The following is a 24039-nucleotide window of genomic DNA, read 5'->3' as shown; positions in this document are numbered from 1 at the left end:
CGTCCTGAAAGAGGAAAAGAAAAAGAACGGTTCCCCGATAACATATCGCCCCTTTTTCGCAAGGCTCGCCCTGTCAGGGGCACGGGTTCTACGGGACCAGTGTGACGATGGCGTCACGGGGGACCCAGCCGGCAAGGCCGCCCGCGGCAACGGCGAGCGCCTGTCCGTCGCGCACGGGGCCAAGGCGCGCGAGGGTTCCCGGCGCATAGCGCTCCACCGCTTCGGCCCCGGCCTCGGGCGCGCTTAGCGCCGGCGTTTCGCCGAGCACGACGCCCCGCGGCCAGACCCGCGGCACCAGCGCGACCCAGCCTGCTCCGAACCAGCAGCAAAAAACGAGCGCCCCGGCCCCAAGCGCCGCCCGAGGCGGCACGGGGCGTGCCGCAAGCCGCGCCCCGGCCAGGGCCAGCCAGAAAACGGCATTGGCGGCCAGGGCCACGGCCCACCACTGTCGCGCCGTCAGCCAGCCAAGCGGCGTCCAAGCGCCTGCAAAAAGCGCCCCGGCATCAAGACCGGCGGCGGCCAGGGCCTTGCGCACCTGGGCGTCTTGCGGCGCGCGCAGGGTGGCGCGGTAGAGCCAGACCGCGGCGCGGCCGGGCTCGCCGGCGAGCCGTGCGGCCGTGGCCGCGTCCAGGCACAGGCCGGCAGTCAGCAAGGCCGGCTCCGCCTGGATGGCGGCGGCAAACGCCTGCTGCGCCCCGGCATACTCGCCCGCGGCGTAGGCCTGCCGCGCGGCCGCGACCTGTCGCCGGCCGTCGCCGGCCCGCGCCGTGGCCGCAAAAAGCGCCGCCCACAGGCCGAGGGCGAGCCAGAACAGTGCCGCGCCACGCCGCATCACGCAAGCCTCCGCAACACGGCCAGCCCCTTTGCGCGGGCCGCGTCCAGGGCCGCCGCATCACATTCTTCTCCCGAATAGAGCAGCCTGTCCAGCCGGGCGAGCGCCGCCCCGGCCTCGGGCCACGGCGCGCGGGACGAATCTTCGGCCGTGCGCAACGCCCGGCGCAGGGCCTCGGCCACACCGGCCGGGTCCTGAGCCTCTCTCGCCTGCGCCAGACGGCGTCTGCGACGCGGCACGAACGTCAGGGCGAAAAGAAGCGGCGGGAAAATCCCGAACGTCACGCGCCAGGACAGGGAATCCGCCCAGGCCGTCCAGGCCGTCCAATCAAGGGCCGCGCCCTGGCCCGAAGAAACGGAAGAAAGCGGCGGCGCGACGGGCGCGGGCACGCCCTGCGGCGCGGCGGCAAAGGCGCGCGACGGGGCTTCGACGGTCACGTAGCGCGCTCCCTCGGGGTCGAAGACCGCCAGGGACACGGCGGGCAGCGTGTAGGTGCCCGGCGTCGCGGCCGTCAGCGCGTAGCGGAAGATCCGCTCCCCTTCGGAGCCGGCCAGGGTGGGCTGGACCGCGCTTTCCCCGGGCAGCGCCCGCGCGGCGAGCCCCGGCGGCAGGGACAGGGCGGGCGGCGCGGCCGCGTCCAGGTTGCCCCGGCCGGAAAGGATCAATTCGTAGACGGCCTCGCCGCTTGCGGCGTCGGCCGCGAGCCGCGACTCCAGAGCCATGTGCCCGACGAGCCCCGTGAAAGGGGCCGCGCCGGCGTAGGGCGGCAGCGGCCGCACGGCGACCGTGCGCTGCGGCCCGGCGAGCACGGTTTCGCCCGAAGCCTTGCCCAGGCCCCGAATGCGGGCCGCAGGCGGGGCAAGGGTGAGGGTTCCGTCGCGAAGTGGCGCAAGCAGGTAGTCCACCTCGGCGGTCACGTAGGCCTTGCCGCCCGTGCGCGCCTCGCCGTCACGCTGGCCGGGCAGGGGGTCCGCGACGCACCCGGCGAATGCCGGCGGCGTGAGGGACACCCCGGCGGCGGGCACGGCGCGGTAGAGGCGCACGGTGTAGACGAACACCTGGCCGACGTAGGGGTTTTCCTCGGACACGGTCGCATCGAGAAATACGTCATGGCCAGCCAAGGCGGCCGGCGGCTCGGGGCGTGGCCGCACGCGCACGGCAAGGGGCGGCGTTTGCGTGCGCGCGCCGCCGGTTTCAACGGTCAGGGCCGGCACGGCGAGTGTCCCGGCACGCCTTGGCACCAGCTCGAAGCGGTAGGCGGAAACCGGTTCGCCGTCCTCGCCGCGCGCGCCAAGGGCCCGGCCGCGCGGAATCACGGTCCAGTCCGCCATGTCCGGCACGTCGATGGTCGCCGTGTCCCGGCCGGGTACGGTCACGCGCAGCGTCAGGCCGCGCCCGACCACGCCGACGCCGGGCTCGACCGTCGCGGTCACGCCCGCCTCCCCGGCTCCGGCGACGCCCGGCGCAACGGCCAGGAGGCATGCAAGCGCCCAGGCGCAAACAATACGATAGCGCCCCATCACCAGTCCTTCGCCACCGTCGGCCGGCCGTAACCCGGCGTTTCGGGCAACCCCGGCAGATCGGGCACGCGAGAGAGAATCGGGTCGTCCGCGCTGCCGGGAGTCGCGGCCCGCTTCTCCCCGGCCTTTTCCCCCTGCGGCGCGGCGAGCGGCACGACCGCCTCGCCGGGACCGGGCCGGCCGGGAGCGTCGGCGGCAGGCACGGGCTGCCGCCCGTCCTGGCGCTCCCCGCCGGAGCCGTTGTCCTGGCCCTTTGGCGAAGGCGCGTTGCCCTTGCCTTCCGCGCTTTCCTTGTCGCCGGATTTCGCTTCCGCCGCAGTTTTCGGCTTCTCGCCGGCCTTGTCTCCTTGCCCCTCGGGCGGCTTCTGTTGCTGCCGCGCACGCAGCCAGTCGAGATTGGCCCGGGCGTCGGCGTCGCGGGGATCGACTGTCAGGGCAGCCTCGTAGCCGGCGATGGCCGCGTCGGCATCGCCCGCGCGGTAGGCGGCGTTGCCCTGGTTGTAAAGCGCCTTGGCGCGCAGGCTGTCCGTGCCCGCCGTGGCCGCGGCGCGGGCGAAAAACTCCCGGGCGCGCGCGAAGCGGCCCAGGCGGTAGCTGGCCGTGCCCAGGTCATAAAGCAATTCGGGGCTGTCCGGGGCCTGGACCCGGGCACGCAAAAACGCTTGCAGGGCCGCGTCGTCGCGGCCGGCGGCAAAGGCCTCGAGCCCGGCTTGCGTCCGGCGTGCGGCCTCGCCCCTGTCGAGGCCGCCCCAGAGCCCGGCCGTGGCCCGCGTCGGCGCAAGCAGGCAAAGCGGCAACACGAGCAGGGCCGAGGCCCCACGCCCGGGTCGCAGGGCGAGGTCGCAGGCGAAAAAAAGAAGCGCGGCCAGGAAAAAATACGCGGCAAGATCCCTGGGCGGCGCGGCGCCCTCCCCTGCCGCCTGTTCCGGAAACCGCGCGCGCAGGGCGGCGGCGATGGCCGGGACGGGATCGGCGGCGTCCGGGGCGAGGCGGAAGGCCCGGCCGCCGGAGGTCGCGGCCACGGCGGCCAGGGACGGCGCATCGACCCCGACCAGCACCGGTGCGCCCGAAGCGTCGCGCAATACCTGCCCCCGGCCGGTCGGGACAGGCACGGGCGCGGGGCCGCCCACGGCCACGGTCAGCACCGGCGGCCCGCCGGCCGTGACCGCGCCGGCATCCCTGGCGGCAAGGGTTTCCTCGCCGTCGGAAAAAAGCAGCACCGCGCCGTATTCGACGCCGGCCAGGGCCAGACGCGAAGCCTCGAGCGCGGCCGCGAGCGACGTGCCGCCCAGGGGGGCGGCGTCCGGGGAAAGCGCGTCGAGAAAAAGGGCCAGTCCGGCGCGGTCGCTCGTGACCGGGCAGGCGAGCCAGGCCCGGCCGGCGAAGCCCACGACCGCGACCGGCACGTCAGGCAGCCGGGACAGCACGGAGAGCGCCGCGGCCTTGGCCGCCGCGAGCCGATCCGGGGCCACGTCGCGGGCGAGCATGCTGCGCGAGCAGTCCACGGCAACGACCAGGGCGCGATTACCCGTTGGCGCGGGAGCTGCGGCTGGCGCAACGCCCAGGCGCGGGTCGGCCGCGCCGATTACGGCCAGAGCCAGGCCGGCGAGAAAAAGGACATGCTTGCCGCGCCGCCCTCCGGCGGCGCGCGGCAGGGAAAGGGCATCGGCCAGGACGCGGCGGCCCCGTGCGGCCAGATACAGGCACAACGCGGCCAGGGGCAGCGCGACCGCGAGGAGCAAAAATTCCGGCCGGGCGAAGCTCACGGCCACCTCGGCGAGCGCACGGGCCCGAGCGCGGCCCAGGCAAGGAGCAGGCAGACGGCCAGGGCGGCGGCAAGGGGCGCAAGCTCGATGTCGCGCCTGCCCGGCACGCGCACCATGTCGCTTTGCGCCCGGGCAAGCACGGCGTCGATGGCCTGCGACAGCCCGGCCGCGTCCTCGGCCCGGAAAAGCGCTCCGCCCGTGCCCGAGGCCAGCGCGGCAAGCGCGGCCGTGTCCACGGGTGCGGCCTCGCGCACGATCTCCTGGCCAAGCAGCGGATGGTTGACCAGAAACGGGGCCGGCGCATCACCGCCCACGCCCACGGCAAGGACGGTTACGCCCCGGTCCGCGGCGGCCAGGGCGGCGGTTTCGGGACGCAGCTCCCCGGCGTTGGAGCGACCGTCGCCGAAGACGACCACGATTTTCGCCAGTCCCGGCGCGTCCGTGAGGCGCTTCACGGCCAATGCCACGGCATCGCCCATGGCCGTGCGCCGGCCGGCCGCGCCCACGGAGAGGTCGGCGAGCGCCCGGTCGAGGGCCTGCCGGTCGGCGCTTGGCGGCATGACGACGTAGGCCCGGGAGCCGAAGGCGACAAGGCCAATGCGGTCCCCGGGGCGGGCCGCCGCGAACAGCTTCGCCGCCTGCGCCACGGCTTCCAGGCGCGTGACCGTGCGTTCGCCCTCGGTCATGTCCATGGCGGCCATGGATTCGGAAAGGTCGATGGCGAGCATGACGTCGATGCCGCGCCCGGCGTAGGTCGCGGTCTCCTCGCGCAGCGCCGGCCCGGCCGCAGCCAGGGCCAGGGCGGCGATGCCGCACAGCCGGCACAACATAGGCAGCCACGCGAGCGCAGACGGCGCGCCTGCGGCAAGCGCCGGCCCAAGGTCGGCCACGACGGCCGCTGCCGCGCCGCGCCGCACACGGCGTACGACAAGCGCCAGGGGGACGAGCAGCGCGAAAAGCAGGGCGTACGGCTGGGCCAGGGTCAGCATGGACGCGTGTCCGCGGCCAGGCGCGCGGCGGTCAGGCCGTCGGCATGGCGCCGGTCTGAGGGAATGGCCTGCCCGGCGTAGCAGGCGGCCTCGGCCCGGGCGAAAAGCCCGGCCACGGCCTCGCGCGCGCCTGCCGGCAGGACGTCCATACGGGAGGCGAGTTCGGCGGCGCTCATGGCCGTGGCCGCAACCCCCAGGCGCACGGCCAGCACGCGGCGCACGAGCGCGGCCAGCCGGAAATAGTAGTCGCCGTCGCCAAGGCCGCCGGCTTCGCGCGAAAGCCGCGCCAGGGCGCGCCGCACGGCCGCAAGCTCCCGGCTTGCCGGACGCGCGCGCAGCCGCCGCCAGCGCCACAGCGCCAGTCCCCCGAGAAGGACCAACCCCAGTCCGGCGAGCCATGTGTCGGGCCCGGCCGCCGACGGCAGGGGCACGGGGGCCTTGATGTCGCGGATGTCATCCACGGGCGGCTCCGGGCGCGCGACCGGCGGCGGCAAAGCCCGGGCGGCGACGCTGGCGGAAATGCGCGTCGAGCGCCGACGCGGGATGCGCGGCGGGGTCGAGTTCCACCACGCCGACGCCTGCGGCGCGAAGGCCGGCGACAGTACGCTCGCGGCGCTTTTCCCTTTCGCCGGCGAAACGGGCGCGGGCGGCGGCATCGGCAAAATCGCACGTAGCGCGCCGGCCGGATTCGGCTTCAGCAAATTCCACCACGCCCCGTTGCGGCAAGGACGGCGCGACAATACCCGCGACAAGGCCCGCCGTGACCTCGTGGCGCGCGGCCAGCCGGCCGAGCGGCGCGACGAAATCGGCTGCGGCGAAGTCGGAAAAAACGAAGACCGGGCAGCGGTGGGAAAGGGCGGACGCGGCAAGCGCGAGCGCCGGGCCGGGATCGGTGCCGCGCCCCACGGGCCTTGCACCGGCCAGGGCGGCGGCCACGGCATGGGCCTGACCGGGGCCTTTGCCCGGAGGCAAAAACGCCTCGACGCGGTCGGAAAAAAGCACGAGCCCCACCCGGTCGCGGCTGGCCGCAACGCTGACGGCCAGCACCACGGCGGCCAGCGCCGCGCAATATGCGACGCCGCCCGCCTGCCCCCCCACGGCCATGGAGGGGCTCACGTCCACGGCGAGCATGACCGTGCGGGCGCGTTCCTCGCGAAAACGCTTGACGAACGGTCGGCCGAACCGGGCCGTGACCTTCCAGTCCATGGCCGCCACGTCGTCGCCGGGAACGTATTCGCGGGATTCCTCGTATTCGATGCCCGTGCCGCGAAAGACCGCGCGGTAGCCGCCGGCCAGGGCGTCCCGGGACAGGGCGTCGCCGCCGAGGCGCACGCGGCGCGCGGCGGCAAGCAGCGCCTTCGCATCGAATTCCGGATGAAACACCTGAACAGCCTGCATGCGGCGCTTCGCCTCCCCGCCGGCCCGGCCGGCCCGCGCGCCAAGGGTAGCAGCGCCGGGGCGCGCGGGCAACGCGACCCCATGTCGCGGCTTTTAAAATAATCGTCAGGATCTTTTAAGGAAAAATTCATGCGGCATGCGTGACCCCTGCGCGAGCTTAAGTCTCCTCCTCGAAGGCGCGGATGCGCCGGACGATCTCGCCGGCGTCGGAGGCGCAGGAGAGCATGCCGTGCATGAAGCTGAAAAAGTGCATGACCTCGCTCAGGTCGTAGGCCGCCGGGGCGCGTTCGCGACGGATGGCCGCGAGCTTCTCCCGGGCCTTGCCCACGGCAACGGACAGCGTGTCCGTTTCGGGCAGCGGCCCCTGGCGGCGCATGTGCGCGGCCAGCCCGCGCAGCATCGCGGCCACGGCCCCCTCGAGGACCGTGAGCTCCTCGGGCAGGTGCCGGTGCAGCCCCTGGCCGCGCCATTCGGCGGCCACGTGGTCCATGGCCAGGATGTGCTCGAACAGCCGCTCGCCCCGGTAGAGCAGCATGGAACGCAGGGTTCCCTCGTCGCCGCCCCGGCCTTCGATCACGGATTCCCGGCGCAGTTCCCGGCAACGGGCCAGGGTGCGCAGGATGCGGTCCTTGATCGCGAAGACCTGCCGTTCGACGTAGTCGTCGTGCAGCCGGCCCTCGACCACCAGGGCGAAATAGGAGGCCGCGTCGTCGAAAACCGTGGCCAGCCCGTGCTCCAGGGCGCGGCTGGCGCGCGAGGGCAGCACCACGGCGGAGACGACCAGGGCGGTGACGATGCCGATGGAAATTTCGATGAAGCGGTCCATGCCCATGGTCAGGGCGGACGTGCCGGGATGGCCGGCCAGGATGACGATGACGGCCGTGATGCCGGCCACGCGCGAGCTCTCGCGCAGGCGGGGGATGGCCGCGCACACGGCCAGGGTGGCGAAGACCGCCAGGCCCACGGAGAGAAACGACTGCCCGCCCCAGTGCGCGGCCAAAGCGCCGGCCACGGCCCCGATGGCCGTTCCGGCCAGCCGCGTCCAGGAAGCCCAGAGGGAGCCGCCGAGGTTGGCCTGCATGACGATGACGGCCGTGACCACGGCCCAGTAGCCCTGGGGCAGCGCCAGAACCGTGACCAGGGCCAGCGTCGCCACCGCCGCCGTGGCCGTGCGCAGGGCATGGCGCAGCCCCAGCCGGCGTACCAGCCAGGCCGCGCGTGCGGTCCATGTTCTCTCCGTCACGCTTCCTCCTTGACCGAAAGCGCGGTGTGTATCCCCGTTGCCCCGGCATGGGAAGCCCTTTTGCGCAGGGGTCCCCGGCGAGTTGTGCCCCGCGCGGGCCTATGTTAGAAATCACCGAAGCGACGCGGCGATCCTTTCCCGGACCGACCCGTCCGCATGGAGAAGCCTGCCATGCAACAGCTGCCCTGGCGCAGCGCCGACGGGACGACGTCGGCCGCGTCGTTCGTCTTGCCCACTGCACCGCTCCCGGAGAAGGCCACATGACCGGGGGGCGACTGCTCGTTTGCGGCGGTCCGGACCGGGACGCCCGGCTGCTCGCCGCCAAACTGGCCGCACCCGGCAGGCGCACCGCCGCCTTTTCCCTGCCAACCGCCCTGCAACTCGCCCGCGACGCCCTGCCCGACGTCGCGGTGGTGCCCTGCTTCGACGCGCCGCCCGGGCAGCTCCTCGAACTGCTCGCCTGGTGGCGCGACCTGCCGGTCCATGTGGTCTTCCTGCTCGAGGCCGACGCCGCAGCCCCGGCCTGGTCCGGCCTGCGGCGGTTTTCCGGCCTCGATGCGGCGTCCATCGCCGCGGTGTGCGACATTCTCGCCGTGTGCGACGACGCGACCCAGGCCGCGCGGCAGGCCGAAACCTGGCGCGAGGCCTTCATCGCCGCCTTTCCGGGCTTCATCGTGGCCTGCGACCGCAAGCATCGGGTGGCGTTCGCCAACGCGCCGGTCATTTCCCGCAACGGGCACGACCCGGTGGGCGACCCGTGCCACAAGGCGTTGCACGGCCGCGACGCCCCCTGTCCCTGGTGCCCCTGGGATCTGGCCGAAAGCGGCCAGAGCGTGACCATGGAAATCCAAAGCCCCCTGGACGGCAGGTTCTATTCCATGACCAGCACGGCCCTGCGCCTGCCGGAGCGCGAACCGCTGCTGCTGTCCCTGTACTACGACATCACCGACCGCAACATGGCACTGTCGCGGCTCAAATCCCTCAACCGCGACCTGGAACGCCGCGTGGGCGAGCGCACGGACACCCTCGCCCGCCAGGCCGGGGACCTGGCCGAAGCCAACGCCCGGCTGCGCGAACTCGACAGCCTGAAATCCGGATTCCTGGCCACGGTCACCCACGACCTGCGCACGCCGCTGACGTCGGTGCTCGGGTTCGCCAAGCTGACCAGGCGCGATTTTCTCAAGGACTTCATGCCGTTTTCCGAAGTCAGCGACAAGCTGCGCCGCAAGGGGACGCGCATCGCCGAAAACCTCGGCATCATCGAGGCCGAGGGGGCGCGCCTCACCAGGCTCGTCAACGACTTCCTCGACCTGTCCAAGATCGAGTCCGGCCGCCTGGATTGGAACGACCGCGTCATCGACCCGTGCGCGGTGGCCCGCGCGGCCATCGACGCCGTCAGCGGCGAATACGAGCAGAATCAGGCCATGGCCCTGGTGGTGGACATGCCACCGCAGCTTCCCCCCCTGTGCCTGGACCCGGACCGGCTCATGCAGGTGCTCGTCAACCTGCTCACCAACGCCGTGCGCCATACCGGCGAAGGCGAGGTGACGCTTTCGGCCCAGTCCCTGCCCGGAAAACGCCTGGAACTGCGCGTTTCCGACACCGGCCCCGGCATTGTGGCCGCGGAGCGGGAACGCATCTTCGAAAAATACCATCAGGCCGGCCGTGGCGACACCACCCCCGTCGAACGCCGCGGCACGGGTCTGGGGCTCGCCATCTGCAAGCATATCGTCGAACGCTACGGCGGGAGCATCCGGGCCGAGGACAGGACGCCGCACGGCACCGCCTTCGTGGTGGAACTGCCCGTCTGGACCGGAGGCGGAGACCCGTCCGCGATGCCCGAAATCACGCGCCCCGAACCCGACCTGCCCGTATCCTGACGGGCGCGCGCGGCCCGTTCCCCGAGGCGTCGCCGCCCGGCTCCGGGACATGCCGGAGTCGGGCGGCCCACCGATCAGATGTCGTTGAGGTCGATGGTGCGCGGCGCGGCCTTGGGCTTGGCCGGCTCCTTGGGACTGCCCGCCGACGGCGTGGGCGACGCGGACGGCGACAGCTCGGAACCGGTAGCGCCCGCTGACCGCGACGACGCCGGCGCGGACGTCGCGGCCGGGGAAGCCGTGCCCTTGCCGCGCGCGGCACACAACACCCTGGCCGCGTCCAGGCGGGACTTGGCCTGGCCCGCCCCGCCGCCGCGCACGGCGGTCTGGTAGGCGGTCAACGCCTTGTCGCACTGCCCGGAAAGCAGCAGCGCGTCGCCAAGGGCCACGGCCGCGCGCGGGTCGTTGCCCCCGGCCTTGGCCGCCGCTTCCAGCATGTCCCGGGCCCGGCCCACGTTGCCGTCGGAAAGAGCGATCAGGCCCATGCCCTCCATGGCCGGCGCGTAGGAGGCATTGGCGGACAGGGCCGTGGTGAAGGCGCGCTCGCCCTTTTCCCGGCCGTCCCGGACGCAGGCGTCCCCGGCGCGGGCAAGGGTTTCGGGCCCTGCGGACCCGACCTTGGACAGTTCCCGACAGGCCGCGGCATAGTCCTTTCTGTCGTAGGCGGCGTTGCCGAGGGCCAGGGGATCGCCCCCGGCAGGTTCGGACGAAGAGAATTTCATGGAACCGCAGCCGGGTAGGCCGAAAAGCAGCACGGCCAGGCACACGGGCGTGGCAAGACGGCGAAAGGTCATGACCCCACCTCCGTTGGCTTTACAAGCGATTCCAAGGCTATCCCAAAGCCTGTCCCGATTGTCAAACCGCAGACGGGCTGCTACGAACAGGATATCTTCACCGCAAACCGGAGGATCGCCATGTTCCGGCGCGCGCTGCTCTTTCTGGCCGCTACCCTCGCGGCCGGCGTAGCCCAGGCCCAGGACATCCCCCACGTCGCCCGGCCCGGCGACACTCCCGTTCGCCTGTCCAAGGCCTACCACGTCTCCGTGCCCGCCATCCTGGCCCGCAACAAAGGCCTCGACCCCTGCCGCATCAAGGTCGGCGACGTGATCCTGGTGCCCCGGCCGGGCGAAGAGCCGCCGCAAGCCCCGCCTTCGCCGGGCGCGGTGACAGCCTCGCCCGCAGCGGGCGCGCCGCCGGACGCGGCCGCCGCGCCCATCCCGCTGCCCGACGAGGAACCGGCCGGCGTGCGCTATGTCGTCATCCCCGGCGACAACCCGGCGGCCATCGCCGAGCGCTTCGGCATTGCGCTCGAAACGCTCTCCCGGGCCAACCCGGACCTCGATCCCAAAAAGCTCGCCGTGGGCCGGGTGCTCGCCATTCCCCCCAATGAAGCCTGCCCCCCGCCGCCCGTGCCCGTCAGCCGTCCCGGCGAACAAGCGGCGGGCGCGCCCCTGGCCACCGATTTCCAGTGACCAAGGACGCGCCCGTGCGTCATTCGCCTCTTCGCAACGCAGCGTCAGCCGCGTGCGCGCACCGCCGCCAGGACCGGCTCGCCTTTCCGCGCCGTCCCGACGGACTCCGCTTCAAGCGTTTCCGCCTTCTTGAAACGGTCGGCGAAACGGCCGGCCATGATCGAGCACACGAAGAGCTGGAGCTGGTGGTAGAACATGATCGGCATCACGATCATGCCGAGCGCCGGATGCGCGCCGAAAAGCAACCGCGCCATGGGCACGCCCGAGGCCAGGGTCTTCTTCGAGCCGCAAAAAATCGCCGTGATCCGGTCCTCCATGGAAAACCCGAGCCACTTCGACAGCTTCGACGAGAGGGCGAGCGCCATGGCCAGAAAGACCGCCGCGCCGCCCATGGTCATGGCGATCACCTCGATGCCGTTGTTGGTCCAAAGACCCGATTTGACCGAGTCGCAAAACGAGCCGTACACCAGCATCAAAATCACCAGCTTGTCGAAAGCATTAATGAACTTCTTGTGCCGCGCGGCCAGGTTGCCGAAAAGCGGCCGCAACACCTGCCCGAGCACGAACGGCAAAAACAGCATGGTGGCGATGTTGACCACCGACTTGCCAAACGACATGCCGCCCGAGCCCTGCATGTCGATGGCCAGGCCCACGATGGCGGGCGTGAGCAGGATGCCGAGCAGGCTCGACAGCGTGGCGTTGAAAATCGCCGCCGGCACGTTGCCCTTGCCGATGGCCGTCATCGCGACCGAGGACTGGATCGTCGAGGGCAAGGCGCACAGATACAAAAACCCGAGCATCAGCCCTTCGGGAATAATACCGCCAAACACGGCCTTGAAGGGAATGAAAAGCAGCGGAAACGCCACGAACGTCAGCGACTGCACGAGCAGATGCAACTTCCAGCGCGACATGCCCTCGCGCAGGCTGCGCGTGGAAAGCGCCAGGCCATGCAGGAAAAACACCGCGAAAATGCCCGCATCCGAAACCGTCTCCGCATGCATCGTCCCGCCCGAGGAACCGAACTCCGGGAAAAGCGTGGCCAAAGCCACCGCCGTGATCATCCCTGCCAGAAACCAATCCTTGGCCATCTTGCGCAACAGTTTGCCCACCATGTCCGTCTCCCCGGCCATCCGGCCGCCTGATGTTGCGGCGCATCGCCATGCATCCGCGCCTGAAACGTACTTAAGCATGGACAGCCGCGCCGTCTCGCGCTAGGTTGACAACATATAGCGAGAAACAGACATGGCGACGCTGCGCACCCTGCCCCCCCTGGAGACGCTGCCCCGGCTGGTCTTCCCGCGCAGCGAAAGCCTGGCCGCGGACTCCACCTCCCCGGCCCACAGCCACCCCTTCGGCCAACTCTCCTTCGCCGGTGACGGCGTGCTGCTCGTGCGCACCGAATCCGGCAGCCACGTCGCCCCGCCCCAACGCGCCGTCTGGGTGCCGCCCGGCATGCGCCACGCCGTCGCCGCCACGCGCCGCGCCGAAATGCGCAGCCTCTACATCCGCGCCGACCAGGACGTCTTCTCGCCCCCCCGCTGCCTCGTGCTCTCCGTCACGCCGCTGGCCCGGGAACTCCTCCTCGCCGTGGCCGCCCTGCCCGCCGCCTACGACGAAAACGGCCCACCCGGCCGCCTCGTGGCCGTGCTCCTCGACCAGCTCGCCACGCTGCCCGAAGCCGCCTACAGCCTGCCCTGGCCCCAGGACCCGCGCCTGGCCGCCATCTGCCAGACCCTCACCGACACCCCCGAGGACAACCGCACCGCCAAAAACTTCGCCCAAAACGCCGGCATGACCGAACGCACCCTCGGCCGCCTCTTCCAGGCCCAAACCGGCCTGACCTTCGGCGGCTGGCGACGGAGGTCGCGGCTGCTCACCGCCCTGTCGCTGCTCGAATCCGGCAAAAACGTCACCACCACCGCCCTCGAATGCGGCTACGACTCGACCTCGGCGTTTATCGCCGCCTTCCGCGACGCGTTCGGCATCACGCCCGGTGCGTTCGTGCGGGAAGGGTGAAAGGAAAGAGGAGGGTGAGGAGAAGAAGATAAAGATGCCTCCGGCGGCCAGGAGGGGGTGATCCCCTCCTGGACCTCCCCGGCGGGGGATTGGCAAGCGGGTGGGAGGACGGTTGGTGGGCGGGGTGTCGGGGTCTGTGGTCGCCAGCGGCGAAGCGCCGCATTTTAAAGGGGTAGATTCCTACAAACTCGCCCCGAAGGGGCGACGGGCCGGCGAGGCCGACGCACCTCCACCCACGACCACGCCTCCATCCGCTTACCCAATCCCCCCGCCCAGGGGGGCCGGGGGGGATGATCCCCCCCGGCCACCGGAGGCATCTTCCTCTCCGCCTTTCTCTTCCCCCTCGCCTTCCACCTGCGCATCCGCCACCACACGGTTACGGCCGCGGTTCTTCGCGGCGTAGAGGGCGGCATCCACACGGCCCATGAGGGATTCGACGGTTTCGCCGGGTCTGGCCTGGGCCACGCCGAGGCTTATGGAGCCGTGGATATCGCCGGGGAAGGGGGTTGCGGCCACGAGGACGCGCAGTTTTTCGGCCAGGGACACGGCCTGGGGCAGCGGGGTATGGGGCGCGGCCACGACGAATTCCTCGCCGCCGTAGCGGAACAGCCAGTCCACGCGGCGTATGGAGCGGCGCACGCGGTCGGTGAGTTCGCGCAGCATGGCGTCGCCGGCGGCGTGTCCGTGTTCGTCGTTGACACGTTTGAAGTGGTCGATGTCGAACATGATGACGGAAAGCGGCGTGTCGTAGCGTTTGGCGCGGTGGATTTCTCGGGTCATGACCTCGTTGAATTTGAGCCGGTTGTGCGCGCCGGTGAGCTGGTCGGTGACGGCGAGTTCGGTCAGCGCCTGGTTGGCGGCGGTGAGGCTGTTGCGGTCGGCGCAGATGCGGGCCACCATGGGACGCAGCAGGAACAGACCCACGCCGGCGAGCAGCGCGAGCATGGCGACGGTCGCGCCGAGTTCCATCTGGCGCAGGGCGGCGAGTCGGGAAACGGCGCGGCGCTGGTAGGCCTGGACCACAACGCTTAAATCCTGGAGCAGTTCGTTTTCGCCGAACGCCAGGACGTTGAGGAATTTCGGGTCGGACAGGGCGGGCCGGCCGCCCTCGGCCTGGGCGAATTCACGGGTGCTTTTGATGAAAAAGCGCATGCGCGCGTCGAGGTCCAGCGGCGGCTGGAAGTAGATGGCGGCGAGTTCCTTGGAGTGGGCGACGAGGGAATCGGGGTCGTTTAAGTCGGCCAGCAGCCGGGCGTGGTTGTCTTCAAGCCTTTTGACGGCGCGCAGCAGATGGGCGCGGATATCGCGCCGGGCCTCCTCGTCGTCGGCGGCGGCCAGGAGCAGGCATTGGGCCAGCACGCGCTGGGTGAGCAGGCGTTGGGAGCCGCTTATGGCCGTGATTTCGGCGGCATGATCAATGGAGGCCATGACGTCCCGAAAGACGGCGTAGGTGGCCACGGACAGGAGGGCGGCCAGGGACAGGGCCGCAAGGTAGCGCAGCGTCAGGTTGCGCTTGAAGGGGCAGGAACGCCGGGAAGCGGTTTCAGGGGGCGGCATCCTCTCCTGTGTAGGCCAGTCCGGGCGAGGTGGCAAGGCGGGCCGGCGGCGCATGCCTCGCCGCCGGCCCGTCGGGGAGGGAGCGGAGGAACTACTTGTCGCCGATGGCCTTGCGGTAGGCGGCCAGGGCTTCCACGGTGACGAGAGGGAAGCCGTTTTGCGCGGCGAAGGCTTCGATCTGCGCCCCCTTGGCCATGGTGCCGTCGGGGTTGGTCAGTTCGCACAGCACGCCGCACGGAGCGAGGCCCGCCAGCCGGGCGAGGTCCACGGTGGCCTCGGTATGGCCGCGGCGTTCGAGCACGCCACCGGGCTTGGCCACGAGCGGGAAGACGTGGCCGGGCCGGGCGAGGTCGCTTGGCGCGGCGTCCGGGGCGATGGCCGTCTTGACGGTGGTGACGCGGTCGGCGGCGGAAACGCCGGTGGTGACGCCCGAGGCCGCCTCGATGGTCACGGTGAAGGCCGTGCGGTTGACGCAGGTGTTGACCGCGACCATGGGCGGCAGTTCGAGCTGCCGGGCCCTGTCTTCGGTCAGGCACAGGCAGACGATGCCGCTGCATTCGCGGATCAGCATCGCCATCTGGGGCACGGTGAGGTTTTCGGCCGCGAAGATGAGGTCGCCCTCGTTTTCGCGGTCCGCGTCGTCGGTGACGACGATGCCGCCGCCCTGGCGCATGGAGGCGATGGCGGCGAGGACGCTTTGATGTTCGCTTGCGATACCGGAATAGGACTGATTCATGGCGCACTCCGTAACAGGTCGTGGCGAGAGCCAGAATCAGGGCGGAAAAAGGACGGCCGGACGCATCGCACACGCGGTGCGTCGGCCACGCGCCGGAACGACCCGGCGGCGGGAAACGCCGTCTGCTCCTCTTGCATCCGGACTGTGACCGTCGGCCCTGGCTTCGCACCAGGTCTGCTGACCTTTCCGACGCGCACGGCCGGGCATGCGGCCGTGGCGCGGCGACGCCGGGGTTTCCCCCGTGGGGACCGGTTGCGGCCGGTTCCTGTCGCTGCGCCGGAAAGCGCTCGCGGGCTCCCCGGTTTCCCGGGATACCGCCGGTGGGGACTTCCACCCCGCCCTGAGGACAACGGGGATGTCATAGTCCCGCCCGCGCGGGTTGGCAAGTCCGGGCCGGACATGGAAAAGGGCCGCCGGGGAGGGACCGGCGACCCTTGCCTTGGGGAAGGAGGATGGGATCGAAGCGTGTTACATGCCGTACATGGCCTTCCTGGAAGCGGCATAGCCGACGTATTCTTCCCTGGTCACCTTGCCGTCGCCGTTTTTGAAGGATGTCAAAGGACGTTAGCCGGCCTGCCGGGGAGCGGTGGTCTTGGCGTCGGTGGCCGGGGCCGGCATGCTCATGCCCTGGGGCTGGCCCTGCATGGCGTTATGATCCATGCCCTGCATCGCGCCATGGTCCTTGCCCATCATCATACCCTTGCCCATCATCATGCAGTCTTCCTTGGCCTTGCCGTCCATCATCCCCATCCGGCCCCTGTGGCCGAAGCCCCGGGTCATGCGGATGGGGGTATTCGTTTCCTTGGCGTAGCGGATGCGAAACAGGGTCGTCTGTTCGTCGAGCTGGCCGCGGAGGGCGGCAATGTCGGCCACGAGCTTTTTGACGACGGCCGTATCGTCGGGCTTGGTGGCGAGCTGGGCTTCCAGTTCGGCCTTTTTCGCGGTGATCTTGCCGCGCAGTTCGGCGGTCTTGGCGACGTATTCCTGGTTGAGGACGTAGGCCTTGTTGGGATCGACGGCGGGCGCGGCCTTCGCGGCATCGGCCGTCGCGGCGGCGGCGTGCTGCTGGTGGGTGGACTGGGCCAGGGCCGGAACGGTCAGGGCCAGGGACAACGCGATAACGGCGGGGATACGAATGCTTTTGCGCATGGTGCGCCTCCTTTGCGAGTATGCCTGCCTTGAAGCATCGCCCGTGCCAGAAGCGCCCGCGCCGTCGCGCCGTCGGGCCTCCCCTTTCGCTTACCCGACTAAATCACTATGCATTTTTTGCACCCCGCTTCCCCGCCTCCCGCGCCGCGTCCCATCGCCGCTGCGCTACGCGGCGTCCCGCTGGACAAAATCTATACGAACGCAGAAGGAAATGCGGCCAGAAATCATACATCGCCTGGAAAGCATCCACTTCAACGCGCCGCGCGGCGTCGGGCCGGGCCGTCCGGCAGCGCCAGATCCGTGTCGTCCGCCAGCGCATCGGCCGGCTGCGACGGGACGTGTTCCGCGCTTTCCACCCCGAACCGCGCCTCGAACTGCTTGCCGAAGTGGCACAGCGCTTCCAATATGGGGATGATGTCCCGGCCGGAGTCCGTGAGCCCGTATTCCACGCGCGGCGGCACCTCGGCGAAGACCGTGCGCGAAATCATGCCGTCGGATTCCAGTTCGCGCAGCTGCTGCGTGAGCATCTTCTGGGTGATGATCGGCATGGTGCGCCGCAAGGCCGAGAAACGCAGCGTGGGCACGTCGCGCAAATGCCACAGGATCAGCGGCTTCCATTTGCCGCCGATGACCGCCAGCGACAGCTCCATGCTGCACGAATATTCCTTGCCCAGGCAGCGTTTGCGCCCGCATGGAATTCCTTGTTCGGCCATGTCTGCCTCCATGGTATCCAAATAGGTACTACTGAACTTTTTTGTGCCTACTTGCTTTTTTGGGTATACTGACAGAATTTCCCCAAATCGTAAAGCGGAAACCGTAAAGGAGGCCCCATGGAACTGCTGGAAGCCATCCATACCCGGCGCAGCATTCGCGCCTTCACCGACGCCCCGGTGTCCGGGGAAGACCTGGACACGGTGCTGCGCGCCGCCATGGCCGCGCCGAGCGCCGGCAACGCCCAGCCCTGGCATTTCGTGGTCATCACCGACCGCGCGGTCCTCGACGCCATCCCGGACATTCATGCCCACGCGGCCATGGTCAGGCAGGCGCCCCTGGCCATCGCCGTGGTCGCGGAGCTGGCCCAGGAGAAATACCCGGGCTTCGGCTACTGGACCCTGGATTGTTCGGCCGCGGTGGAGAACCTGCTCCTGGCCGCCCGGGGGCTCGGGCTCGGCACGGTCTGGTGCGGCATCTATCCCCGGCCCGAGCGCATGGAAGGGCTCGCGAGGCTGCTCGCCCTGCCCGAGGGCGTCAAGGCCCACGCCCTGGTGGTCATGGGCCACCCGGCCCAGGACTTCAAGCGCGTGGACCGCTTCAAGCCCGAGCGTATCCACCAAAACCACTGGTAGCAGGCACGCGATGCAACGCCCGATCGGACCCGTGTGCGCCCTCTACCCCATGCCGGCGACCCTCGTCGGGGCCATGGCCGACGGCAGGCCCAATTTCCTGGCCATCGCCCATGTGGGCATCTTAAATAACGCCGCGCCCCAGTACCTGACGGTCAGCCTCAAGAAGTACCGCCACACCAGCCAGGCCATCCGCGACACGGGCGGCTTCTCCATCTGCCTGCCGCGCGCGTCCATGGCCGTGGCGACGGACTACGTGGGCATCGTTTCGGGAAGCCGCGTGGACAAGTCGCGCGTGTTCGACGTCTTCTACGGCGCGCGCGGCAACGTGCCCATGATAAGGGAGTGCCCGGTCAACATGGAACTCAGGCTGCACGACGTCATGGACCTGCCTGCCCACGAGGTGTTCGTGGGGGAGCTCGTCGCCACCTACGTGGACGAGGACTGCCTGCGCGACGGCGACAAGGTCGATCTGGAAAAGGTCCGGCCGCTTTTATTCGACTATGCAAGCGGCTGGTATTACGCACTCGGCGAACCCGTGGCCCCCTGCTGGCGGGCCGGACGGGACCATCCGGCCTACGTGGCCGCCAAAGGAGCGAAGTGACATGGCCAAAGTATCCCTCGGCGCGAAAACCATGACCCTGCCGACCCCGGCCTGGATGATCGGCAGCTACGACGCCGCCGGCAAGCCCAACCTCATGACCGCCGCCTGGGGCGGCATCTGCTGCTCGAAGCCCGTGTGCATGACCGTCTCCCTGCAAAAGCCCCGGTACTCCTACGCCGCCCTCATGGAGCGCAAGGCCTTCACCATCAACGTGGCCGGCGAGGCCGACGTGGCCAAGGTGGACTACTGCGGCATGGTCTCCGGCCGCGACCACGACAAGTTCGCGGCCTGCGGCTACACGCCCGTTCAAAGCGAGCTCGTGGACGCGCCCTACGTGGCGCAATGCCCGCTCGTGGTCGAATGCAAGGTGATCCACATCCAGGAACTGGGCGTGCACACCATGTTCGTCGGCGAAGTCCTGGACGTGAAGGTGGAAGAAGCGGCCATGAAGGGCGGCAAACCCGATCCCCTGGCGATCAAGCCCATCGTGTTCGCGCCCGAGGACCGGCACTACTACGGCCTCGGCGTCGACCTCGGCCCGGGCTGGTCGCTCGGCAAGGCGATCAAATGAGCGACAAGGTCCGCCTCGATGCGGAGATCCTGCCGCCCATGCCCGTGGTCCTGGCCGGAGCCGTGGTCGAAGGCCGCGTCAACTTCATGGCCGCCGCCTGGGTCACGCGCGTCGGGCACAAGCCGCCCATGATCGGCGTCTCCATCAACCACCGCCAGCACACGGGCAAGGGCATCCGGGAAAACGGCGCGTTCTCCCTGTGCCTGCCCGGCCCCGACCTCGTGGAGCTGACCGACTATTGCGGCCTGGTTTCCGGGCGAAACGTGGACAAGTCCGCGCTCTTCGACGTCTTCTACGGCGACACGCCGCACGCGCCCATGATCCGGCAGTGTCCGCTCTGCCTGGAAATGGCGCTCGTGCAGGCCGTGGGATTGCCCCACCACACGTTTTTCATCGGGGAAATCAAGGCCGGCTGGGCCGACGCGGAGATCCTCAGCAACGGCAGGCCGGATGTGGAAAAATACAAACCGCTTCTGCTCACCATGCCCGACAACCGCTACTGGACCCTCGGCGAACACGTGGCCGAGGCCTGGAGCGTGGGCAAAAAACGCAGGAAAGGAGAAGCGTCGTGAAAGTCCTGGCCATAAACGGCAGCGCACGCAAGGACGGCAACACCGCCGCCATGCTGCGCGCCGCCCTTGCGCCCATAGAGGCCGCGGGCATCGAAACCGAACTGCTCCAGCTGCACGGCAAGAACATACACGGCTGCATCGCCTGCATGAAATGCTGGGAGAAAAAAGACGGCCACTGCGTCGTCAAGAACGACATGCTAAACGAAATCATGGACAAGATGGTCGCGGCCGACGGCATGCTCATCGGCTCGCCCACCTACTTCGCCAACGTGACGAGCAACATCAAGTCCATCATCGACCGCGCCGGCATGGTGGCCCTGGCAGGCGGCTACCTGCTCGCGCGCAAGGTCGGGGCCGCGGTCGTGGCCGTGCGCCGCGGCGGGGCCATCGCCGTCTTCGACGCCATCAACCACTTCTACTTCATCAACCAGGTGGTGGTGCCGGGCTCGAGCTACTGGAACCTCGGCCGGGGCCTTTCGCCCGGGGACGTGGAAAAGGACGAGGAAGGCATGCAGACCATGGACAACCTCGGCAAGAACATGGCCTGGGTGCTGCAAAAGCTTAACGGCTGAGACGTCGCCGCCGCGCCGCCCCGGCCGGCGGCGCGGCGGCGTACGGAAGGAGGCGTCCGCCCATGAACGCAGACAAGGATACGGCCCCCGGCCTCGTGGTCCTGTGGATCAGCCGCGATCCCGACGCGGCCCGCAACATGGCGCTGATGTACGCGAAAAATTCCCGCCTCAAGGGCTGGTGGGACACCGTGCACCTGCTGGTCTGGGGCCCCTCGGCGCAGCTGCTCGCCGAAGACCCGGCCCTGCAGGAGGAAGTGGCCGAGTGCATGGCCGCGGGCGTGACCGTGCTGGCCTGCCGCGCCTGCGCCGAACACCACGGCGTGGCCGAGGCCCTGCGGGCGCTCGGCGTCACCGTGCAATACGCGGGCGAGCCGCTGACGGCCTATTTGAAAGGCGGTTGGAAAGTGCTAAGCGTATGATGCCCCGAAGCGGGCGGCGACAAACGCCGCCCGCTTCGGCAAGACATCCTGGAGGTCGTCCATGTCCGAAGCCCTGCCCCTTTCCGGAAAGGTCGCCCTGGTGACCGGCGCAAGCCGGGGCATCGGCCGGGGTATCGCCCTGGCCCTGGCCCGGCGCGGCGCGGATGTGGCCGTGGGATGCCGCACGGGCCGCGACGCCGCCGCGGAAGTCGCGGCCGCCGTGGCCGCCCTTGGCAGGCGTGCCCAGGTCTTTCCGGCGGACGTGGCCGTGGAGGCCGAGGTCGCGCACATGGTCGCGGCCGTGCGCGAAGCCCTGGGCGCTCCCGACATCCTCGTGGCCAACGCCGGCGTGGCCGTGCCGCGCCGCATCGAGGACGTCACCGCGCAGGAATTCAACGACGCCCTGGCCGTAAACCTCAGCTCGGCCTTCTACTGCGCCCAGGCCGTGCTGCCGGACATGCGCCGCCGCCGCTACGGCCGCCTGATCTTCATCTCCTCCGTGGCCGCCCAGCGCGGCGGTATCGTCGGCCCGCACTACGCCGCATCCAAGGCCGGCATGCACGGACTGGCCCATTTCTACGCCGCCCACCTCGCCCGGGAGGGCGTCACCGCCAACGTCGTGGCCCCGGCGCTCATCAGCACCGACATGGTTTCCGAAAACCCCGTGGCCCGGCCCGATTTCCTGCCCGTCGGGCGCTTCGGCACCGTGGAGGAAACCGCGTCCGTGGTCGCCACGCTCGTGGAAAACGGCTACGTCACCGGCCAGACCGTCTCGGTCAACGGCGGCTGGTACATGACGTAGGCCCTTGCCTTTCGCCGCAACGAACCGATTCTTTCGTTACGACGCGTCGCGGCCACAAGAGCCGCTTGCACCCGATGCCGGGAGGTTTTCCATGTTGCGAATGGCCGTGGGGCACGCGAAGTGCCTGGACGCGGATTGCGCCGCCCGTGGCGCGGCGGCTTCCTGCAGCGAACAGCTCGGCGGGCGCACGCCCGTGGGTCTGCTCCTTTTCGCCGGCGTCAGCTACGACCACAAGGCCATCCTGGCCGCCATCGAAGAGGCCTTCCCAGGCGTGCCCCTGGCCGGGGCCACCTCGGCCGGCGAAATGTCCGCCGCCGGCGGCGTCAGCGACGATTCCGTGCTGCTCGTCGCGTTCGCCGGCGAGGGCGTAACCTGCGCCACGGGTCTGGTGCGCGATTTCGCCGCGCCCGGAGGCGATATCCGCGCCGCGGCCGTGGCCGCCCTGGAACAGGCCCGCGAGCCGCTGCCCGGCGACGTGAAACTCTGCCTCGCCTTTCCCGACGGCGGCCGGGGCGGCGTCCAGGACTTCGGCCAGGCGCTCGCCGCCGTCGTGGGCCCAGGCGGCCTCGTGCTCGGCGGCGTGGCCGGCCGGCAACTCAGCGACCGGCGGCCCGTGCGTCAGTTTTGCAACCGCGAAATCCTGCTGCACGCCGCACCGTTCCTGCTCCTTTCCGGCGAAGTTCCCATGCGCTTCCGCCTCGCGCGCGGCTGGCGGCCCGTGGGCGGCCTGGCGCGCGTCACGGGCGTCTCCGGGTCCGTGGTCAGCCGCATCGGCGAAGGCTCGGCGCTCGATTTCTACCGCCACTACCTCGGCCCCCACGCCGAACCCGCCGTGGAACTGCCGCTGGCCGTGGCCTGCGAGCAACACAAGGACTTCATCCTGCGCGCCCCGGCCTTTTTCAGCGAAGGCGACGGCAGTATCCAGTTTCCCGCCGGCGTGCCCGAAGGGTCCATGGTCCAGCTGGCCGAGGCCAACCGCCCGGAAATGCTCGAAGACCTCCGGGAAACGGCCAAGGCCCTGGCCGCCGACGCAAAGGCCCGCTTCACCCCGGCCGGCGCGCTCCTCTTTTCCTGCTCCACCCGCAAGGACATCCTCGGCACCAAGGCCGACGACGAAGTTTCCCGCATGACCGCCGCCCTGCCGCCGGGAACGCCCGTGGCCGGCTTCTACTGCCACGGCGAACTGAGCGCCGCCGCGCCGGACCTGCCCCTGCACCTGCAAAACGGTTCGCTGGTGGCCCTGGTCCTCGGCGGCGAACCGCCCCATGCGCCCCTGCCCCAGCCCGGCGAACCGCCCTGCCCGGCCGGCGAAACCGAAACGCTCGAACGCGAAATCCGCTCCCTCTCCAAGGCGCTTTCCCGGGCCAACGACTCGCGTGAACGCCTGGAAGCGCAAAAAGACCGCTCCCAGGCGCTCACGCGCGTCATCAATCAGGAGATCAACGAAGCGCGCATGGAAATCCAGCGCAAAAACGAACTGCTGCGACAGGCCCTGGCCCTGGCCGAGGAAGTGCAGCGCAACCTCCTGCCCCAGGCCGCCCCGGGCCTGGACGGATTCGACATCGCCGGCACCAGCCTCTACAGCGACGAAACCGGCGGCGATTACTTCGACTTCATCCACGAACCCAACGAAAACAAAAACCGCTTCGGCGTCATCATCGGCGATGTCACCGGCCACGGCATCGCCGCCGCCCTGCTCATGACCACCGCCCGCGCCTTCCTGCGCATGCGCTCGTTCCAGCCCGGGTCCCTGGCCAGTGTCATGGACGACGTCAACCGGCTCCTGTGCGCCGACCTCGCCGATACCGGCCGGTTCATGACGCTTTTTTACCTCGCCATCGACACCGAGAAAAAACGCCTCCACTGGGTGCGCGCCGGCCACGACCCCATCATCCTTTTCGACGCCGAAACCGGCCTCGCCCAGGATATCCCGGACAAAGGCGGCCCGCCGCTCGGCATTGTCACCGAAGCCCGCTACGCCGAGAACTCCGCCGAAGGCATGAAACCCGGCCAGGTCGCCCTGCTTGCCACCGACGGCCTCTGGGAAGCACGCAACGCCGCCGGCGAAATGTTCGGCAAGGACCGCGTCCGCGCCCTGCTCAGCGCGCACCACGGCGAATCGGCGCAACGCATCGTCGAAGCCGTGCTGGAAGGACTCCGGGAGTACCTGGGCGACGTGCAGCCCGAAGACGACGTGACCCTCGTCGCCATCAAGGTGCTCGAGGATGGGCAAGGGAAGAGTGAAATAGTAGGATAATAAGAGGAAGATGCCTCCGGCGGCCGGGGGGATCATCCCCCCCGGCCGCCCTGGACGGGGGAGAGGGGACCGGGCGGAGGCGTGGTCGTGGGCGGGAGTACGTCGGCGAGGCCCGTCGCCCCTTCGGGGTGAGTTTAAAGGGATTTTACCGACCTAATTTTAAGATGCGGCGCTTCGCCGCTGGCGCCCGTGGTCGCGGAAATGGGGCTGCCGTGCTGGCCGGCTTTGCGGCCTGCGGGGCAGCCCCATTTCCGCGACCACAGCCCCCGACGCCCCGCCCACCGACCGTCCTCCCGCCCGTTTCCCACCCCCGCGTCGGGGAGGTCCAGGAGGGGATCATCCCC

Annotated in this window: 24 protein-coding genes and 1 riboswitch; of the genes, 11 read left to right on the top strand and 13 right to left on the bottom strand. The window is 70.0% G+C overall.

Annotation, left to right across the window (positions count from 1 at the left end; genetic code table 11):
• Positions 1-88: 88 nt before the first annotated feature.
• The 7 genes from Q368_RS0120510 to Q368_RS0120480 all read right to left on the bottom strand — a co-directional run bounded on the left by Q368_RS0120510 (position 89) and on the right by Q368_RS0120480 (position 7748).
• Positions 89-832, bottom strand: a complete 744-nt coding sequence (locus Q368_RS0120510; protein ID WP_029460910.1) for a hypothetical protein — start codon at positions 830-832, stop codon at positions 89-91.
• Positions 832-2352 carry a BatD family protein gene (locus Q368_RS0120505; protein WP_029460909.1) on the bottom strand — a complete coding sequence of 507 codons (1521 nt, stop codon included), beginning with the start codon at positions 2350-2352 and terminating at the stop codon, positions 832-834. The genes Q368_RS0120510 and Q368_RS0120505 overlap by 1 nt, the downstream gene beginning before the upstream one ends.
• On the bottom strand, positions 2352-4118 hold the full coding sequence (locus tag Q368_RS0120500; protein ID WP_029460908.1) for a VWA domain-containing protein: 1767 nt from the start codon (positions 4116-4118) through the stop codon (positions 2352-2354). The genes Q368_RS0120505 and Q368_RS0120500 overlap by 1 nt, the downstream gene beginning before the upstream one ends.
• On the bottom strand, positions 4115-5107 hold the full coding sequence (locus tag Q368_RS0120495) for a VWA domain-containing protein (RefSeq protein ID WP_029460907.1): 993 nt from the start codon (positions 5105-5107) through the stop codon (positions 4115-4117). Before Q368_RS0120495 ends, Q368_RS0120500 begins: the two co-directional genes overlap by 4 nt.
• A complete protein-coding gene (locus Q368_RS0120490) occupies positions 5101-5568 on the bottom strand; it encodes a DUF4381 family protein (RefSeq protein WP_052360315.1) in 468 nt (155 codons plus the stop codon). Before Q368_RS0120490 ends, Q368_RS0120495 begins: the two co-directional genes overlap by 7 nt.
• Positions 5561-6505 carry a DUF58 domain-containing protein gene (locus Q368_RS0120485; protein WP_052360314.1) on the bottom strand — a complete coding sequence of 315 codons (945 nt, stop codon included), beginning with the start codon at positions 6503-6505 and terminating at the stop codon, positions 5561-5563. Before Q368_RS0120485 ends, Q368_RS0120490 begins: the two co-directional genes overlap by 8 nt.
• A 157-nt stretch (positions 6506-6662) precedes the next feature.
• Positions 6663-7748, bottom strand: coding sequence for an FUSC family protein (locus Q368_RS0120480; protein WP_029460904.1), 1086 nt, complete (start codon positions 7746-7748; stop codon positions 6663-6665).
• A gap of 260 nt (positions 7749-8008) precedes the next feature.
• Here Q368_RS0120480 and Q368_RS0120470 point away from each other — a divergent pair, with 260 nt between their 5' ends.
• The gene (locus Q368_RS0120470) at positions 8009-9628 is read left to right on the top strand and encodes a PAS domain-containing sensor histidine kinase (RefSeq protein WP_029460903.1); all 1620 of its coding nucleotides are present in this window, start codon (positions 8009-8011) and stop codon (positions 9626-9628) included.
• Positions 9629-9702: 74 nt separating this feature from the next.
• Here the strand turns inward: Q368_RS0120470 and Q368_RS0120465 are convergent, their stop codons facing one another.
• A complete protein-coding gene (locus Q368_RS0120465) occupies positions 9703-10419 on the bottom strand; it encodes a tetratricopeptide repeat protein (protein ID WP_029460902.1) in 717 nt (238 codons plus the stop codon).
• Positions 10420-10539: 120 nt separating this feature from the next.
• On the opposite strand from Q368_RS0120465, the gene Q368_RS0120460 reads away from it, so the two are divergent.
• Positions 10540-11097 carry a LysM peptidoglycan-binding domain-containing protein gene (locus tag Q368_RS0120460; RefSeq protein ID WP_029460901.1) on the top strand — a complete coding sequence of 186 codons (558 nt, stop codon included), beginning with the start codon at positions 10540-10542 and terminating at the stop codon, positions 11095-11097.
• Positions 11098-11141: 44 nt separating this feature from the next.
• On the opposite strand, the gene Q368_RS0120455 is transcribed toward Q368_RS0120460, so the two are convergent.
• Complete coding sequence (locus tag Q368_RS0120455) at positions 11142-12209, bottom strand: bile acid:sodium symporter family protein (RefSeq protein ID WP_043786547.1); 1068 nt, start codon at positions 12207-12209, stop codon at positions 11142-11144.
• A 130-nt stretch (positions 12210-12339) separates the two neighbouring features.
• Here Q368_RS0120455 and Q368_RS0120450 point away from each other — a divergent pair, with 130 nt between their 5' ends.
• Positions 12340-13113 carry an AraC family transcriptional regulator gene (locus tag Q368_RS0120450; RefSeq protein WP_029460899.1) on the top strand — a complete coding sequence of 258 codons (774 nt, stop codon included), beginning with the start codon at positions 12340-12342 and terminating at the stop codon, positions 13111-13113.
• Between the two features lie 255 nt (positions 13114-13368).
• Here Q368_RS0120450 and Q368_RS0120445 read toward each other — a convergent pair whose 3' ends face one another.
• The 4 genes from Q368_RS0120445 to Q368_RS0120425 all read right to left on the bottom strand — a co-directional run bounded on the left by Q368_RS0120445 (position 13369) and on the right by Q368_RS0120425 (position 17268).
• Positions 13369-14670 carry a GGDEF domain-containing protein gene (locus tag Q368_RS0120445; protein WP_029460898.1) on the bottom strand — a complete coding sequence of 434 codons (1302 nt, stop codon included), beginning with the start codon at positions 14668-14670 and terminating at the stop codon, positions 13369-13371.
• 91 nt (positions 14671-14761) lie between these two features.
• Entirely contained in the window at positions 14762-15406 is a 645-nt protein-coding gene (gene ribB, locus Q368_RS0120440; RefSeq protein WP_029460897.1) for a 3,4-dihydroxy-2-butanone-4-phosphate synthase, read from the bottom strand.
• Between the two features lie 121 nt (positions 15407-15527).
• A riboswitch (FMN riboswitch) is annotated at positions 15528-15758 on the bottom strand.
• A gap of 212 nt (positions 15759-15970) precedes the next feature.
• The gene (locus tag Q368_RS0120430) at positions 15971-16555 is read right to left on the bottom strand and encodes a hypothetical protein (RefSeq protein ID WP_029460896.1); all 585 of its coding nucleotides are present in this window, start codon (positions 16553-16555) and stop codon (positions 15971-15973) included.
• A gap of 251 nt (positions 16556-16806) precedes the next feature.
• Positions 16807-17268 carry a winged helix-turn-helix transcriptional regulator gene (locus Q368_RS0120425; RefSeq protein WP_052360313.1) on the bottom strand — a complete coding sequence of 154 codons (462 nt, stop codon included), beginning with the start codon at positions 17266-17268 and terminating at the stop codon, positions 16807-16809.
• A 117-nt stretch (positions 17269-17385) separates the two neighbouring features.
• Between Q368_RS0120425 and Q368_RS0120420 the strand changes: the two genes are divergently transcribed.
• The 8 genes from Q368_RS0120420 (at position 17386) to Q368_RS0120385 (ending at position 23695) form a co-directional block, all read left to right on the top strand.
• Entirely contained in the window at positions 17386-17901 is a 516-nt protein-coding gene (locus Q368_RS0120420; RefSeq protein ID WP_029460894.1) for a nitroreductase family protein, read from the top strand.
• Positions 17902-17911: 10 nt separating this feature from the next.
• Positions 17912-18502 (top strand): flavin reductase family protein, encoded by a 591-nt coding sequence (locus tag Q368_RS0120415; RefSeq protein ID WP_029460893.1) that lies wholly within the window; start codon positions 17912-17914, stop codon positions 18500-18502.
• Position 18503: 1 nt separating this feature from the next.
• Positions 18504-19073, top strand: coding sequence for a flavin reductase family protein (locus Q368_RS0120410; protein WP_029460892.1), 570 nt, complete (start codon positions 18504-18506; stop codon positions 19071-19073).
• Positions 19070-19645 (top strand): flavin reductase family protein, encoded by a 576-nt coding sequence (locus Q368_RS0120405; protein ID WP_029460891.1) that lies wholly within the window; start codon positions 19070-19072, stop codon positions 19643-19645. Before Q368_RS0120410 ends, Q368_RS0120405 begins: the two co-directional genes overlap by 4 nt.
• Positions 19642-20217 carry a flavodoxin family protein gene (locus tag Q368_RS0120400; protein WP_029460890.1) on the top strand — a complete coding sequence of 192 codons (576 nt, stop codon included), beginning with the start codon at positions 19642-19644 and terminating at the stop codon, positions 20215-20217. Before Q368_RS0120405 ends, Q368_RS0120400 begins: the two co-directional genes overlap by 4 nt.
• A 62-nt stretch (positions 20218-20279) precedes the next feature.
• On the top strand, positions 20280-20636 hold the full coding sequence (locus Q368_RS0120395) for a DsrE family protein (protein ID WP_029460889.1): 357 nt from the start codon (positions 20280-20282) through the stop codon (positions 20634-20636).
• A gap of 61 nt (positions 20637-20697) precedes the next feature.
• Positions 20698-21438, top strand: a complete 741-nt coding sequence (locus Q368_RS0120390) for an SDR family NAD(P)-dependent oxidoreductase (protein ID WP_029460888.1) — start codon at positions 20698-20700, stop codon at positions 21436-21438.
• 91 nt (positions 21439-21529) lie between these two features.
• Positions 21530-23695, top strand: a complete 2166-nt coding sequence (locus Q368_RS0120385; RefSeq protein ID WP_029460887.1) for a SpoIIE family protein phosphatase — start codon at positions 21530-21532, stop codon at positions 23693-23695.
• Positions 23696-24039: the final 344 nt, after the last annotated feature.

Source organism: Solidesulfovibrio alcoholivorans DSM 5433 (assembly GCF_000702665.1).
In the GTDB taxonomy this organism is placed as follows: Bacteria; Desulfobacterota; Desulfovibrionia; order Desulfovibrionales; family Desulfovibrionaceae; genus Solidesulfovibrio; species Solidesulfovibrio alcoholivorans.
This window is presented reverse-complemented; position numbering and strand designations above follow the sequence as displayed.

Coding starts and splice junctions, on each gene's coding strand:
- Q368_RS0120445 (WP_029460898.1), bottom strand. CDS start 14,670: ATGCCGCCCCCTGAAACCGCTTCCCGGCGTTCCTGCCCCTTCAAGCGC.
- Q368_RS0120510 (WP_029460910.1), bottom strand. CDS start 832: ATGCGGCGTGGCGCGGCACTGTTCTGGCTCGCCCTCGGCCTGTGGGCG.
- Q368_RS0120390 (WP_029460888.1), top strand. CDS start 20,698: ATGTCCGAAGCCCTGCCCCTTTCCGGAAAGGTCGCCCTGGTGACCGGC.
- Q368_RS0120470 (WP_029460903.1), top strand. CDS start 8,009: ATGACCGGGGGGCGACTGCTCGTTTGCGGCGGTCCGGACCGGGACGCC.
- Q368_RS0120485 (WP_052360314.1), bottom strand. CDS start 6,505: ATGCAGGCTGTTCAGGTGTTTCATCCGGAATTCGATGCGAAGGCGCTG.
- Q368_RS0120505 (WP_029460909.1), bottom strand. CDS start 2,352: ATGGGGCGCTATCGTATTGTTTGCGCCTGGGCGCTTGCATGCCTCCTG.
- Q368_RS0120420 (WP_029460894.1), top strand. CDS start 17,386: ATGGAACTGCTGGAAGCCATCCATACCCGGCGCAGCATTCGCGCCTTC.
- Q368_RS0120410 (WP_029460892.1), top strand. CDS start 18,504: ATGGCCAAAGTATCCCTCGGCGCGAAAACCATGACCCTGCCGACCCCG.
- ribB (WP_029460897.1), bottom strand. CDS start 15,406: ATGAATCAGTCCTATTCCGGTATCGCAAGCGAACATCAAAGCGTCCTC.
- Q368_RS0120455 (WP_043786547.1), bottom strand. CDS start 12,209: ATGGTGGGCAAACTGTTGCGCAAGATGGCCAAGGATTGGTTTCTGGCA.
- Q368_RS0120385 (WP_029460887.1), top strand. CDS start 21,530: ATGTTGCGAATGGCCGTGGGGCACGCGAAGTGCCTGGACGCGGATTGC.
- Q368_RS0120425 (WP_052360313.1), bottom strand. CDS start 17,268: ATGGCCGAACAAGGAATTCCATGCGGGCGCAAACGCTGCCTGGGCAAG.
- Q368_RS0120405 (WP_029460891.1), top strand. CDS start 19,070: ATGAGCGACAAGGTCCGCCTCGATGCGGAGATCCTGCCGCCCATGCCC.
- Q368_RS0120460 (WP_029460901.1), top strand. CDS start 10,540: ATGTTCCGGCGCGCGCTGCTCTTTCTGGCCGCTACCCTCGCGGCCGGC.
- Q368_RS0120430 (WP_029460896.1), bottom strand. CDS start 16,555: ATGCGCAAAAGCATTCGTATCCCCGCCGTTATCGCGTTGTCCCTGGCC.
- Q368_RS0120415 (WP_029460893.1), top strand. CDS start 17,912: ATGCAACGCCCGATCGGACCCGTGTGCGCCCTCTACCCCATGCCGGCG.
- Q368_RS0120465 (WP_029460902.1), bottom strand. CDS start 10,419: ATGACCTTTCGCCGTCTTGCCACGCCCGTGTGCCTGGCCGTGCTGCTT.
- Q368_RS0120450 (WP_029460899.1), top strand. CDS start 12,340: ATGGCGACGCTGCGCACCCTGCCCCCCCTGGAGACGCTGCCCCGGCTG.
- Q368_RS0120495 (WP_029460907.1), bottom strand. CDS start 5,107: ATGCTGACCCTGGCCCAGCCGTACGCCCTGCTTTTCGCGCTGCTCGTC.
- Q368_RS0120395 (WP_029460889.1), top strand. CDS start 20,280: ATGAACGCAGACAAGGATACGGCCCCCGGCCTCGTGGTCCTGTGGATC.